Origin of the sequence: Actinosynnema pretiosum (genome assembly GCF_002354875.1) — a bacterium.
Taxonomy (GTDB): Bacteria; Actinomycetota; Actinomycetes; order Mycobacteriales; family Pseudonocardiaceae; genus Actinosynnema; species Actinosynnema auranticum.
In genome coordinates this window covers 522,848-536,235 of record NZ_CP023445.1, presented here as the reverse complement: position 1 = coordinate 536,235, position 13,388 = coordinate 522,848, and the positions used below count along the sequence as shown (strand labels likewise).

The window sequence follows — 13,388 nt, the reverse complement described above, 5'->3', positions numbered from 1 at the left end:
CCCCCTCTTTTTTGGAGGTCTGCCCCGCCGGCGAGGCGTGCCCTTCAGCTCTTGATCTTGTTCTTGATCTTGCTCTTGAGTTCAAACTCGGGCACAGACTCGGCCTCGGCCTCGACCTCAGGCACGGCCTCCCCCTCGACCCCCATCAGCCCCCACCCCTTCCCCCACCAACCACCGCGTGAACCACTCCCGCGTCCGCTCCAGCAGATCAACCTGCTGCTCCACCCCCTCGATCACGTGCCCCTCCCCCTCGTACACCACCAGCTCGTGCTCAACCCCGTGCTCCACCAGCGCGTCCCGCAACAACTCCGCCTGCGACACCGGCACGTTCACGTCCTCAGCCCCGTGCACCAGCAGCACCGGCGCCCGGATCCCCGCCGCCCGCGCCACCGGGTCGTGGTCCTCCGCCTCCCCGCAGGCCAACGCGGCGTCAAAAGCCCCCCACTCCCCCTCCGCCCCCTGCCGCCCCCAGTCGCTCACGCCCGCCCCCACCAGCGCCGCCGCGAACCGGTCCGTCGTCGCCACCGCCCAGGCCGCCAAGTACCCCCCGTGGCTCCACCCGGCTATCCCCACCCGCTCCGGGTCGGCCACCCCCAGCCCCACCACGTGGTCCAGCAGCGCCAGCAGGTCCGTCAGCTCCTCGTGCCCCACCCGCCCCGCCACCGCCGCGGCGAACTCGTGCCCCCGCCCGGCCCCACCCCTCGGGTTGGGCAGCAGCGCGGCGAACCCCGCGTGCGCCAACCACTGGGCCGACGGGTGCCAGTCCAGCGCGAACCCGTCCGCGTGCCGGTCGTACGGCCCCCCGTGCGGCAGCACCACCAGCGGGAAGGGCCCGTCCAACTCCCCCCGCCCCGGCGGCAGCACTAGCAGCCCGTCCAGCTCCACCCCGTCCGGCGCCGAGCACGACAGCCGCAGCCGCTCCCCCCAGCGGATCCCGCGCAGCTCCGGCCTGCTGTCGCTGACCCGGCTGAGCTCCCCGCCCACCGGCCCCGAGCACACGTCCGGCGGCGCGTCCCCCCGGCTCACCACCGCCGCCACGACCTCGCCGGTCCCGTCCGCGGCCAGCCGCTCCACCCGCGCCTCGTGCCTGGCCAGCAGCGTCAACCCGGCCTCGCCAAGCCGGTGGATCTCGGTGTCCAACCCGGCCGCGACCAGCACCAGCGGCGCCCCGCGCTCGACCTGCACCAGCTCCAGCGGGCACGCCGCCAGCCCCGCCGTCCGGTTGACGTGCCCCGCGATCGCCCCGCTCTCCGGGACCTCCGCGTCGAACACCGCCATCCCGGCCTGCAACCCCGGCGGCGTCAGCGCCAGGTGCGCCAGCCGCCACCGGTCGCCCGAGCGCCACCACGCGGGCGACCGCGCCCCCGCGGCCACCGGCCCCAGGTCGCGCACCGCCAGGTCGACCAGGTCCACCAGGTGCACCCGTGGCCGCAACAACCCAGGGTCGTACCCCGGCCCCTCCCAGGTCAGCACCGCCAGCGGCCCGCCGTCCGGGCGCTGCGCCGCCTCCGCGACGTGCCGCTCCCCCAGGTCCACCGCCCGCGACACCCCGCTCACCGGGTCGAGCAGGCTGAGCCGCGCCGCCCCGCCGGGCCCCGGCACGGCCAGCGCCACCTCGCCGGACGCCAGCGGCAGGTGCCACCGCACCCCCTCCGGCAGGTCGGCCAGCACCCGCGCGGGCCCGCTGGCCCCGACCGCGCACAGCTGCCCGCCGACCCGGAACACCAGCTCAGCGGGCTCGCCGCACCAGCGCAGCCCCTCCGGCCGCTCCTCGGCCCCGTCGCCGACCCCTCGGGCCGCGAACACGACCGACCGGCCGTCCGGCGAGACCGCGGGTCCACCGACCCGCAGCCCGGACACCACCAGCTCCGCAGTCAGCTCCACCGCACCCGTCCTAGAGCAGCGCCGCCAGCAACGCCACCCAGGCGGCGACCACCCCGACCACCACGCCGTAGGACACCCACCGCCACACCGGGACCTTCCGCCCCAGCCACACCGACGGCGAGATGCCCCCGACCACCAGCGCGTTCGCCAGCACGGCCAGCCACCCGCTGGTCTCGTTGAGCCCGAGCGACAGCGACACCACGGTCACCGCGACCACGGCCGCCGTGAACACCGTGACGGTCAGCCCGGTGCCCCACGGGGTCGGCTCGTCCGCCACCGAGGCGTGCTGCCCGACGCCGGGGACCGCCGACAGCCCGGTGGCCGTCGAGGTCGCCGCGTGCCTGCCCCGCCCCCGCCGCGACTCGTGGGACTCCCCGGCACCGGACGACTCCCACGACTCCCCGGACCCCGACGACTCCAGCGACCCCGACGACTCCAGCGACCCCGGCGACCCCGGCGACTCCCCTGGCTCCCGCGCCCCCTCCTCCGGGGGCGGCGCCTCCACCCGCTGGGACTCGCCCGTCACCGGATCGGTGAACTCCACCGAGGTGCCCATGTCCGCCGCCAGCCGGACGGCCAGCTGCCGCCCGCGCCGCGTCACCAGCTCCCCGGCGGGCGCCTCGGAGGCGCTGTCCGCCCGGAGCACGGCCTCGGCGACCTTCGCCCACTCGTGCAGCGCGTCGGCCAGTCCCGCGCCGAGCGGCAGGGAGCGCGGGTCGACCTCGCGCTCCTCGGCCCCGTCGTGCCCGGCGAGCACGGCCCTGCCTTCCTGGACCCGCAGTTCCACGAAAGCGCCTCCTTCAGCTCGACGGGGAGAACGTAGCGCGTTCAGGCGATCGCGTAGAAGGCGACAGCGGCGGCGGTGGCCACGTTCAGCGAGTCGACCCCCGGCGACATGGGGATGCGCACCGCCACGTCGGCCGCGCCGATCGCCTCCTCGGTGAGCCCCGGCCCCTCCGAGCCGAGCAGCACGGCGACCCGCCGCCCGCGCAGCCCGGCGTCCGGCAGCTCGACCGAGCCCACCCTCGGGGTGAGCGCGGCGACGACGAATCCCTTGTCCTGCAACAACTTCAGCCCACCCGGCCAGTCGTCCACCGCGGCGAACGGCACCCGCAGCACGTGCCCCATCGACACCCGGACGCTGCGCCGGTACAGCGGGTCGCTGCACCCCGGCCCCAGCACCACCCCGTCGATGCCGAGCGCGGCGGCGTTGCGGAACAGCGCACCCAGGTTCTCGTGGTCGCCGACGCCCTCCAGCACGGCCAGCCGCCGCCCGGCGGCCAGCTCCTCCAGCGAGGGCTGCGGCGCGCGGTCGGCGGCGGCCAGCACGCCCCGGTTGAGGTGGAAGCCCACCACCCGCGCCATCACGTCGGCCGAGGTCACGTAGGCGGGCGCGGGCAGCTCGCCCAGCGCCTCCACCCGCCGCCGCACGCCGAGCACCGCGCGCACCGGGTACGGGGACGCCAGCAGCCGCTCCACGACCACGACGCCCTCGGCGATGACCAGGCCGCGCCCACCCGGCCGGTCGGGGCGGCGGTCAGCGGTCGACAGGTCCCGGAAGTCGTCCAGCCGGGGGTCGTCCGGGTCGTCGATCTCGATCACCTCGGCCACCCGGACAGTCTCGCACTGCGAGTGTCGCTCGTAGTCCAGAGGGCGGAATCGCAAGCCTGTAACCTGCACATTCTCGCTCATTGTTACCGCCATGTGACAGAGAGCACCGATTTGGGCGCTGGCAGGTTCCGGGGTGCTGTGTCACGGTTGGGCCTCCTTGAGCCCGCCGTGAAGCCCGAGCGAAGGGGAGGCGGCATGGGTAGGGACGTGTCCACTCGGACGTTCACCGGAGAAGACCGCAGGCACTACCGCGAGCGGGTCCAGCGCTGCCTGGACGCGCTGGGCACGATGCTCGCCGAGGACTGCTTCTCGTTCCCCCGCCAGCAGATGGGCCTGGAGATCGAGCTGAACCTGGCCGACCGCGCCGGGCTGCCCGCGATGCGCAACGCCGAGGTCCTGGAGAAGATCGACGACCCGGCGTTCACCCTGGAGCTGGGCCAGCACAACCTGGAGCTGAACGTCCCCCCGCGCGAGCTGGCCGGTGACCACACCCTGGGCCTGGAGCGGGACCTGCGGGCGCTGCTCGGCGTCGCGGACGCCAAGGCGCAGGACGCGGGGGCGAGCCTGGTGATGATCGGGGTGCTGCCGACGCTGCGCCCCGAGCACTTCGACCGCCGCTGGCTCTCGCACAACCCGCGCTACTCGCTGCTCAACGACCAGATCTTCGCCGCGCGGGGCGAGGAGCTGGTGCTGTCGCTGGAGGGCGCGCCGCTGCCGGGGCGGGACGCGGAGCGGCTGCTCAGCCGCAGCGAGTCGATCCTGCCGGAGGCGGCCTGCACGTCGGTGCAGCTGCACCTGCAGGTCGCGCCGGAGGACTTCGCGGCGCACTGGAACGCCGCGCAGTGCCTGGCGGGCGTGCAGGTGGCGATCGCGGCGAACTCGCCGTTCCTGCTGGGCAGGGCGCTGTGGCACGAGACCCGCATCCCGCTGTTCCAGCAGGCCACCGACACCCGGCCGCAGGAGCTGCAGAACCAGGGCGTGCGGCCGAGGGTGTGGTTCGGGGAGCGGTGGATCACCTCGATCTTCGACCTGTTCGAGGAGAACGTCCGCTACTTCCCCGCGCTGCTGCCGGAGACCGGCGACGAGGACCCGGTGGACGTGCTCGGCTCCGGCGGCACGCCGAGGATGACGGAGCTGCGGCTGCACAACGGCACGGTGTGGCGGTGGAACCGGCCGGTGTACGACGTGGTGGCCGGGGTGCCGCACCTGCGGATCGAGAACCGGGTGCTGCCCGCGGGCCCGACCGTGCTGGACACGCTCGCGAACGCGGCGTTCTTCTACGGCGCGCAGCGGGCGCTGTCCTCGATGGAGCGTCCGCTGTGGACCCAGATGTCGTTCCAGGCGGCGGAGGAGAACCTCTACGCGGGCGCCAGGCACGGCATGAACGCCCAGCTGTACTGGCCCGGCATCGGCTGGGTCCCGCCCGACGAGCTGGTGCTGCGCCGCCTCCTCCCGCTGGCCCACGAGGGGCTGCGCGACTGCGGGGTGTCCGACGAGGCGCGGGAGCGCTACCTCGGCGTGATCGAGGCGCGCTGCCTGGCCGGGCGGACGGGGGCGCTGTGGCAGCGGGAGGTCGTCGCCGGGCTGGAGGAGCGCGGCGCGGGCCGCGAGGGGGCGCTGGCCGGGATGCTGGCCAGGTACGTGGAGCGGATGCACGAGGGGGAGCCGGTGCACACCTGGTCGGTGTGATCGCCGGGCCCCACCGGGATCGCCGTCGCGCCTAGCGGCGGCGGCCCGCCTTCAGCGGGGCGACGTCGGCCCCGTCGTGCGAGCTGCGGCAGTCGTCGGGGGTGACCGCCTCGACCGCGAGGGTCAGCATCCCCTTCACCCCGGTGTAGATCGACTCGCCGCGCGAGGCCAGCGAGACGTGCACCCGGTGCGAGTCGGAGAAGTCGCGCTCGTCCTTCGCGCGCTTCTTGCCGCTCTCCTCGGGCTTGGTGGCGCTGCGGAGGTTGACCTCCAGCCAGGCGGCGACCTCGGTCGGCGTGGTGAGCACCTCCTCGGGCGCGCGCTCCAGGCGTTCGGCGCGCGGTGAGGCGCTGTCGAGCGAGGTGTGCTCGACGTAGGCGTGCCAGTGCGTGTTGCGCATCGACCACGTCTGCTCTACCGGCCAGTCCTCCTCGGTGCCCATTGCCTCATCTTGCCAGGCTCCGGACGTCGAGCGCGTGGTCCACCCCGACCGACGTGGCCAGACGGCGGTCGTGGGTGATCAGCAGCACGGTCCCGGCGTACTCGGCGAGCGCCTGCTCCAGCTGCTCGATCGCGGCGAGGTCGAGGTGGTTGGTCGGCTCGTCCAGCACCAGGCAGGTGGTGCCCCTGGCCTGCAGGAGCGCGAGGGCGGCCCTGGTGCGCTCGCCGGGCGAGAGGGTCCCGGCGGGCCGGAGCACGACGTCCGCGCCGACCCGGAACTTGGCCAGCAGCGTCCTGGCCTCGGCCTCGGCCAGCCCGGTGGCCGCCACGACCACGTCCAGCACCGGGGTGGACCCGCTGAACGCGCCGCGCACCTGGTCGATCTCGCCGATCACCACGCTGCCCTCGGACCGCTCCCCCGCGTCCAGCGGGACGCGGCCGAGGATCGCCCCGAGCAGGGTGGACTTGCCGGAGCCGTTGGGGCCGGTGAGGCGCCAGCGCTCGCCGGCGCCGATGGTCAGGTCGACCGGGCCGAGGGTGACGTCCCCGCGCGAGACGACCGCGCCGCGCAGGGTGAACGCGACCCGGCTGCCGCCGCTCGCGGCGGGCAGGGTGAGCCGCAGCTCCCACGGCTTGCGGGGCTCCTCGACCTCCTCCAGCCGCTCCAGCGCGCGGTCGGCCGCGGCGCCCTTGCCCGCGGTGTTCTCCGCGCCCTGCTTGGCGAAGAACTTGATGAACTTGTCGCGCTCGTCGGACTTGGCGTTGCGCCGCACGCCCGCGCGGGACCACTCCTTGGCGGTGCGGGCGCGGCGGGTCAGGGCGTCCTTCTTCGCCGCGTACTCGTCATAGTCCTCCTGGGCGCGCCGGGCGGCGGTCTCGCGCTCGGCGAGGTAGGCGTCCCAGCCGCCGCCGAAGACGGTCAGCCCGTGGGTGAACTCGTCCAGCTCGGCCACGGCGGTGGTGGTGCGGGACAGGAACTCCCGGTCGTGGCTGACCAGGACGACGGCCGCGCGCGTGCCGAGCACGTGCGCCTCCAGCAGTTCGAGGCCGTCCGCGTCCAGGTCGTTGGTGGGCTCGTCGAGCAGCAGCACGTCGGCGCGCACGAGCAGCACCGAGGCGAGCCGCAGCCGGGCGGACTGGCCGCCGGACAGCTCGCCGGAGCCGCGCGCGTCGAGCAGGTCGGCGGGCAGCCCGAGCCGCTGGCACACCTCGTCGGCGCGCTCGGCGAAGTCGCCCGCGCCGACGGCGGTCCAGCGGTCGAAGGCCGCCGCGTAGGCGTCCTCGGCTCCGGGCGCGCCCTCGGCGAGGGCCTGCGCGGCGCGCTCGAACGCGGCCTCGGCGTCGGCGACGCCGGTGCGGCGGGCCAGGTGGTCGCGCAGCGACTCGCCCGGCTCGACCGCGGTCTCCTGGGTGAGGTGGGCCACGGGCCCGGAGGCGGTGACCGTCCCCCGCTCGGGCGTCAGCTCGCCCGCGAGCACCTTCAGCAGCGTGGACTTGCCGACCCCGTTGGGGGCGACCAGCCCTACGCGCTCGCCTGCTGGGACATCGAGATCAACCTCCGAGAGCACGGTCCTCGGACCGAACGACAGCGACAGGTTCCTTGCTGCCAGAGCGGACACGCCACCGATGCTGTCAGGCCGTCCCACGATCCGCACCCGAGTTTCCCCGCCGCGCTATTGCCAGTAGGTTGCAAGTACTAGAGACTTGCAACGAGGAGCGCGCATGGCCCAGTACGTGTTGCCGGACCTGGACTACGACTACGGCGACCTGCAGCCGGCGATCATCGGCGAGATCAACGAGCTGCACCACAGCAAGCACCACGCCGCGTACGTCAAGGGCGCCAACGACACCCTGGAGCAGATCGACGAGGCCAGGGACAAGAGCGCGTTCGGCTCGATCGTGGGGCTGGAGACGACGCTGGCGTTCCACCTGGCCGGGCACGCGCTGCACCAGGTGTGGTGGAAGAACCTGAGCCCGAACGGCGGCGACAAGCCGACCGGCGAGCTGGCCGCCGCGATCGACGAGCACTTCGGCTCGTTCGACGGCCTGCGCGCGCAGCTGAACGCCGCCGCGAGCAGCATCCAGGGCTCCGGCTGGGGAATCCTGGCCTGGGAGCCGGTGGGGCAGCGGCTGATCACGCAGCAGCTGAAGGACCACCACTCCAACCTGTCGATCGCCACCACGCCGCTGCTGGTGTTCGACATCTGGGAGCACGCGTACTACCTCCAGTACCGCAACCTGAAGGCCGACTACATCGGCGCGCTCTGGAACATCGTGAACTGGGACGACGTGAACGCCCGGTTCGAGGCGGCCCGCGCGGGCCAGAACGGCCTGCTGCTGCCGACGCGGTAGCCAGAGGCCCTCGAGCTCAGCGCGACGGGTGCTCCGACAGGCTCCCGGCGCTGGAGGTCCGGTGGTGGATGCTCCGACAAGCCCCCACGACCGGAACGACGAGGCCCCGCCCCCGGTGGTACGACCGGGGTGCGGGGCCTCGTCTGTTCCCGAACTGACTGCCGCTCCCACCACGAAGCGACGTGCTTAGGTTAGCCTAACTTCACTGCTTTGGGAAGAGGTGTCCCCCATCCGGTTCGCCCGCGCCAGGACGAGCGCCCCCAGCCCCGCCGCCAGCACCGACACCGCACCACCCAGCACCAGCGGCGCGCGGGCGTCGAACCGGTCAGCCACCCACCCGGTGAGCAGCCCGCTCAGCGGCGCGCTCCCCATGAACACCGTCATGTAAACGCCCATCACCCGCCCCCGCATCCCGGGCGCGACGGCGAGCTGCACGGTCGAGTTCGCGGTGGTCGTGAACGTCATCATCGCCGCGCCGACCGGGATCAGCGCGAGCGCGGCCGTGAGCACCGTCGGCATCAGCCCGGACAGCAGCTCCAGCACCCCGAACGCCGCCGCGCCGCCCACCAGCAGCCGGGGACCGGGCGCGGACCGCCGGGCCGCCATCGCCGCGCCCGCCAGCGTGCCCACCGCCATGGTCGTGGTGAGCAGCCCGTACGCGTCGGCGTCGCCGTCGAAGGTGTCGCTGGCCAGCAGCGCCAGCGACACGTGGAAGTTCAGCCCGAACACGCCCACCAGGAACACCACGAGCATCACCGCGACCAGGTCCGGCCTGCCGCGCAGGTAGCGCAGCCCCTCGGCGAGCTGCCCCCCGGCCTTGGCCACCGGCGCGCCCCGGTGCAGCTCGGCGGCCCGCATCAGCGCCAGCCCGGCCAGCACGCCCGCGAAGCTCGCCGCGCGGATCAGGAAGATCCAGCCGGTGCCGACCACCACGATCAGCCCGCCCGCCGCCGCGGGGCCGATCATCCGGGCGGCGTTGAACGTCATCGAGTTGAGCGCGACCGCGTTCGCGACCTGCTCGCGGCCGACCATCTCCACCGCGAACGACTGCCGCACCGGGGCCTCCACGGCGGACAGCACGCCGCCCGCCAGGCACAGCGAATACACGTGCCACAGCTGCGCGACCCCGGACAGGTCGACCAGGCCGAGGACCAGCGCGAGCACCGCCATGCCGGACTGGAGGCCGATCAGCAGCAGCCGCTTGTCCAGCCGGTCCGCCAGCACGCCGGCCCACATGGACAGCGCCAGCACCGGGCCGAACTGGAGCGCCGTGGCCACGCCCAGCGCGATCGGGTCGCCGCCGGACAGCTGGAGCACCAGCCAGTCCTGCGCGACCCGCTCCATCCACAGCCCGACCAGCGAGACGAGCTGGCCGGAGGCGTAGAGGCGATAGTTGCGCGAGCGCAGCGAGGAGAACGCCCCGACCCGAGGGGTCCGGGGCGCTCCGGTCGCGGTCACGCCTCGGGTGCGGCGGCGGGCGCGGCCCGGTCCGGCCCGGCCCTGCGCCGGGACAGCCGCACCGCGGGCAGCGCCATCCCACCCCGGCGGCTGAGCACGAGCGCGCCGACCAGCGCGGCCACGATCGAGACCGCGCCGCCGACCACGAGCGGCGCGCGGGCGGTGAAGTGGTCGGCCAGCCAGCCCATGACGGGCCCGCCGACCGGGTTGCCGCCCAGGAAGACCAGCATGTACAGCCCCATCACCCGGCCGCGCATGGCGGGCGTGACGGACAGCTGCACGGTCGCGTTGGCGGTGGTCGTGAAGGTCATCATGGCCACGCCGACCGGGATCAGCACCAACCCGACCAGCCACAGCGTGGGCATCAGCCCGGCGACGACCTCCAGCACGCCGAACGCCAGCGCGCCCACGACCAGCAGCACCGGCCGCGGCTTCGCGCCGCGCGCGCTGCGCCGGGCGGCCAGCGTCGCGCCCGCCAGGGTGCCGACCGCGAGCAGCGTGGACAGCAGCCCGTACGCGTCGGCGTCGCCGCCGAAGGTGTTGCGGGCCAGCACGGCGAGGGTGACGTAGAAGTTCAACCCGAACGTGCTCACGAAGAACACCAGGAACAGCAGGATCACCAGGTCGGGGCGCTTGCGCACGTAGCGCAGGCCCTCGCGGAGCTGGCCGGGCTCCCTGGGCACCGGCTCGCCCCGGTGCAGCTCGGCGGGGCGCATCAGCAGCAGGCCCGCGATCACCGCGACGAAGCTGGCGGCGTTGATCAGGAAGACCCAGCCGGTGCCGCCGATGACCACGATCAGGCCGCCCGCGACGGCCGGCCCGACCATGCGGGCCAGGTTGAACGTCATCGAGTTGAGCGCGACCGCGTTGGTGAGCTGGTCGCGGCCGACCATCTCGACCACGAACGACTGGCGCACCGGCGTCTCCACGGCGGACACCGCGCCGAGCAGCAGGCACAGCAGGTAGACGTGCCACAGCTCGGCGGCGCCGAGGACCTCCAGCAGGCCGAGCGCGAGCGCGCACAGGCCCAGACCCGTCTCCAGCGCGAGCAGCAGGCGGCGCTTGTCGAGCCGGTCGGCGAGCACGCCCGCCCACAGCGACAGCAGCAGGGTGGGGGCGAACTGGAGGGCGGCGGCGAAGCCGAGCGCGACCGGGTCGCCGCCGGACAGCTCCAGGACCAGCCAGTCCTGGGCGACGCGCTGCATCCACAGCCCGACCAGCGAGACGACCTGGCCGGAGGCGTAGAGCCGGTAGTTGCGGACCTTCAGGGAGCTGAACGTGCCTGATCGCTTGCGCTTCGGCGGAGGTAGCGCCGTGTCTCGACCGGGTCGATCGGTCTGCGAGCCCTCCGCATAAGCAGGCACTTCGTTACTGCCCCGCCATCCTGTCGATGATCTCGGCGGCCCTGGAGAGCACCGCCCTGTCCTCGGGTGTCAGCTCCGCGAGGTGCTGGTCCAGCCAGGCCTCCCGCGCGGACACCTCCGCGTTGATGTACTGCATCCCGCTGGGGCTCAGCTCCACGATGGCCTGGCGGCCGTCCGTGGGGTGGGGCCTGCGGGTGGCGAAGCCGAACTCCTCCAGCGCGGCGATGACCCTGGTCATCGACGGCGGCTGGACGCCCTCCTTGGCCGCGAGCTCGCCCGGCGTCAGCGGTCCGCACTTGTGCAGCGTGGAGAGCGCGGACACCTGGGTGAGCGAGATCGTGGAGTTGACCCGCTGCGCGCGGAGCCTCCGGTTCAACCTGATGATGGCGAGCCTCAGCCTGCTCGCCAGCCCATGGTCGTCGGTCTCCGCCACGTAGTTAGCATACCTCACGATCTCGGGCCTTCACTGTGAAATCGCCCATTCAGCGCTGGGCGTGCGGGCTGGTGGACGGCGTTCGCGCTGGTCAGGACGGTGGTGCGGCGCGGCCCGCCCGACGCTCGCTCCGGGCGGGCCGCTTCGGCTTCGCGCTCTCCCCCGGCGTCCGGGGACGGGCGTCAGCCCATGATCAGGGCCTGGACCGGACCGATGCCGAAGTACACGACGAACGCCACCGCCGTGCCCCACATCAGCGGGTGCACGCTGCGGGCCCGCCCGGTCAGCGCGCGCAGCAGCACGTAGCTGATGAAGCCCGCGCCGATGCCGTTGGCGATCGAGTAGGTGAACGGCATGACGACGATGGTCAGGAACGCGGGCAGCGCGATCGAGAAGTCGGAGAAGTCGATCTCCTTGACCTGGGCGACCATCAGCGCGCCGACGATCACCAGCGCGGGCGCGGCGGCTTCGACCGGGATGACCTCGTAGAGCGGGGTGAAGAACATCGCGACCAGGAACAGCAGGCCGGTGACCACGTTCGCCAGGCCCGTGCGGGCGCCCTCGGCGATGCCGGAGGCGGACTCGATGAACACCGTGTTCGACGAGGACGACGCCGCGCCGCCCGCGACCGCGCCGACGCCGTCGACCAGCAGGGCCTTGCTGACGTTGGGCAGCTGCCCGTCCTCCTTGATCAGCTCGCCCTCCTTGCCGAGGCCCGTCATGGTGCCCACGGTGTCGAAGAAGTCGGTGAGCACGAGCGTGAACACCAGCAGGGCGGCGGCCAGCGCGGGCAGGCGGGTCCAGGCGCCGAACGAGAACTCGCCGACCAGGGACAGGTCGGGCAGGCTGAAGAAGCTGTCCGGCACCGCCGGGTAGCCGAGGTTCCACCCCTTCGGGTTGGTGCCCGCCGACGGACCGGCCTTGACGACCGCCTCCAGCACGATGGAGAAGACCGCGGTGGACAGCACGCCGATCAGGATCGCGCCCCGGACCTTGCGGGCGACCAGGACGCCGGTGACCAGCAGGCCGACCACGAAGACGAGCGTGGGCCAGGACGCGATCGACCCGCCGATGCCGAGGCCGACCGGGACGGTGGTGCCCGCGGCGTCCGGGACGCGGCGCACGAACCCGGCGTCGACCAGGCCGATGAAGCAGATGAAGAGCCCGATGCCGACCGCGATGGCCGCCTTCAGCTCGTTCGGCACCGCGTTGAACACGGCCGTGCGCACCCCGGTGAGGACGAGCAGGAGCACCACGATGCCGTTGACCACGACCAGGCCCATGGCCTCGGGCCAGGTCATCTGCGGGGCGAGGGTGACCGCCACGAACGAGTTGATGCCCAGACCGGCCGCGAGCGCGAACGGGTAGTTGGCGATGAGCCCGAACAGGATGGTCATCACGCCCGCGACCAGCGCGGTGACGGCCGCGACCTGCGGGACGGGCAGGATCGCGCCGGTGATGTCGGTCTTCGCGGACGGGTCGTCGGCGGAGAAGCTGCCGAGGATCAGGGGGTTGAGGACCACGATGTAGGCCATCGCGACGAAGGTGACCACCCCACCGCGCACCTCGCGCCCCACGGATGACCCGCGCTCGGTGATTTTGAAGAAGCCGTCCAGGCCCATGTCGTGCAACTCCCTGTTCCCTGTGTGACCGCTCGGGCGCACTCCGACGCCCAGCCCCGCCCCCGAGGCCGGTTGCCGAGGGTGGCGGTTAGCGGGTGGAGCCTGCCTGATCGGTGTTTCGGGAAGGTAGCCTGCCTGACGTGGCCGAACTCCCCCCTCCACCCCCTCTCCCACCCCGCCTGACCGACCCGGTGCCCCCGATCGTGGTAGGCAGCGCGTTGTGGCTGGTGGGCCTGGTGATCACCCTGCTGGTCGGGGCGCCCACGATGGCGGTGTGGACCTGCGCGGCAGGCGGCGCACTCGGGGTAATCGGCTTCGGCATCTTCGCCTGGCAACGCTCAGCCGCCCGCAGGGGCTCACGAACCGCGCAGAGCGGGCTGCAGTAGCGCATAGCGCAATAAACGGTCCGCGCCCGCAGACCGCAAGACGAGCGCAGGCTGACTGACCACTTCGCAAGCTGACCGCCTCGCGGGCTGCAGGGCGAGCGCAGCGAGCCCGCAGCCACCCCATCCCGCGTCCCTCTTCTCCGTTTGG

The 13,388-nt window shown here is 73.3% G+C and carries 12 protein-coding genes; 3 read left to right on the top strand and 9 right to left on the bottom strand.

Going from position 1 to position 13,388, the window contains the following annotated elements; all coding sequences use genetic code 11:
• Nucleotides 1-117 precede the first annotated feature (117 nt).
• From CNX65_RS37675 to CNX65_RS02525, 3 genes are read right to left on the bottom strand one after another with little or no spacing between them, the layout of a single operon-like run.
• A complete protein-coding gene (locus CNX65_RS37675; protein ID WP_096491332.1) occupies nucleotides 118-1,884 on the bottom strand; it encodes a prolyl oligopeptidase family serine peptidase in 1,767 nt (588 codons plus the stop codon).
• 10 nt (nucleotides 1,885-1,894) lie between these two features.
• A complete protein-coding gene (locus tag CNX65_RS02530) occupies nucleotides 1,895-2,671 on the bottom strand; it encodes a DUF2537 domain-containing protein (protein WP_232519673.1) in 777 nt (258 codons plus the stop codon).
• Nucleotides 2,672-2,712: 41 nt separating this feature from the next.
• Nucleotides 2,713-3,495 carry a TrmH family RNA methyltransferase gene (locus CNX65_RS02525; protein ID WP_096491331.1) on the bottom strand — a complete coding sequence of 261 codons (783 nt, stop codon included), beginning with the start codon at nucleotides 3,493-3,495 and terminating at the stop codon, nucleotides 2,713-2,715.
• Between the two features lie 195 nt (nucleotides 3,496-3,690).
• Between CNX65_RS02525 and CNX65_RS02520 the strand changes: the two genes are divergently transcribed.
• Nucleotides 3,691-5,184, top strand: a complete 1,494-nt coding sequence (locus CNX65_RS02520) for a glutamate-cysteine ligase family protein (RefSeq protein WP_096491330.1) — start codon at nucleotides 3,691-3,693, stop codon at nucleotides 5,182-5,184.
• Between the two features lie 31 nt (nucleotides 5,185-5,215).
• Here CNX65_RS02520 and CNX65_RS02515 read toward each other — a convergent pair whose 3' ends face one another.
• On the bottom strand, nucleotides 5,216-5,626 hold the full coding sequence (locus tag CNX65_RS02515; RefSeq protein ID WP_096491329.1) for a hypothetical protein: 411 nt from the start codon (nucleotides 5,624-5,626) through the stop codon (nucleotides 5,216-5,218).
• A 4-nt stretch (nucleotides 5,627-5,630) separates the two neighbouring features.
• A complete protein-coding gene (locus CNX65_RS02510; RefSeq protein ID WP_096497563.1) occupies nucleotides 5,631-7,244 on the bottom strand; it encodes an ABC-F family ATP-binding cassette domain-containing protein in 1,614 nt (537 codons plus the stop codon).
• Between the two features lie 103 nt (nucleotides 7,245-7,347).
• Here CNX65_RS02510 and CNX65_RS02505 point away from each other — a divergent pair, with 103 nt between their 5' ends.
• On the top strand, nucleotides 7,348-7,977 hold the full coding sequence (locus CNX65_RS02505; protein WP_096491328.1) for a superoxide dismutase: 630 nt from the start codon (nucleotides 7,348-7,350) through the stop codon (nucleotides 7,975-7,977).
• Nucleotides 7,978-8,163: 186 nt separating this feature from the next.
• On the opposite strand, the gene CNX65_RS02500 is transcribed toward CNX65_RS02505, so the two are convergent.
• The 4 genes from CNX65_RS02500 to CNX65_RS02485 form a co-directional block, all read right to left on the bottom strand.
• The gene (locus CNX65_RS02500; RefSeq protein WP_096491327.1) at nucleotides 8,164-9,435 is read right to left on the bottom strand and encodes an MFS transporter; all 1,272 of its coding nucleotides are present in this window, start codon (nucleotides 9,433-9,435) and stop codon (nucleotides 8,164-8,166) included.
• Nucleotides 9,432-10,799 (bottom strand): MFS transporter, encoded by a 1,368-nt coding sequence (locus CNX65_RS02495; RefSeq protein WP_096491326.1) that lies wholly within the window; start codon nucleotides 10,797-10,799, stop codon nucleotides 9,432-9,434. The genes CNX65_RS02500 and CNX65_RS02495 overlap by 4 nt, the downstream gene beginning before the upstream one ends.
• A 4-nt stretch (nucleotides 10,800-10,803) precedes the next feature.
• Nucleotides 10,804-11,250, bottom strand: a complete 447-nt coding sequence (locus CNX65_RS02490; protein ID WP_177154480.1) for a MarR family winged helix-turn-helix transcriptional regulator — start codon at nucleotides 11,248-11,250, stop codon at nucleotides 10,804-10,806.
• A 164-nt stretch (nucleotides 11,251-11,414) separates the two neighbouring features.
• Nucleotides 11,415-12,854: an NCS2 family permease gene (locus tag CNX65_RS02485; RefSeq protein ID WP_096491324.1), complete on the bottom strand. Its 1,440-nt coding sequence runs from the start codon at nucleotides 12,852-12,854 to the stop codon at nucleotides 11,415-11,417.
• Between the two features lie 140 nt (nucleotides 12,855-12,994).
• Between CNX65_RS02485 and CNX65_RS02480 the strand changes: the two genes are divergently transcribed.
• Entirely contained in the window at nucleotides 12,995-13,240 is a 246-nt protein-coding gene (locus CNX65_RS02480) for a DUF2530 domain-containing protein (RefSeq protein WP_096497562.1), read from the top strand.
• The last annotated feature ends 148 nt before the right edge of the window (nucleotides 13,241-13,388 follow it).

Excerpts from the sequence above, each read along its gene's own strand:
- CNX65_RS02515 (WP_096491329.1), bottom strand. The coding sequence starts at position 5,626 with ATGGGCACCGAGGAGGACTGGCCGGTAGAGCAGACGTGGTCGATGCGC.
- CNX65_RS02520 (WP_096491330.1), top strand. The coding sequence starts at position 3,691 with ATGGGTAGGGACGTGTCCACTCGGACGTTCACCGGAGAAGACCGCAGG.
- CNX65_RS02485 (WP_096491324.1), bottom strand. The coding sequence starts at position 12,854 with ATGGGCCTGGACGGCTTCTTCAAAATCACCGAGCGCGGGTCATCCGTG.
- CNX65_RS02505 (WP_096491328.1), top strand. The coding sequence starts at position 7,348 with ATGGCCCAGTACGTGTTGCCGGACCTGGACTACGACTACGGCGACCTG.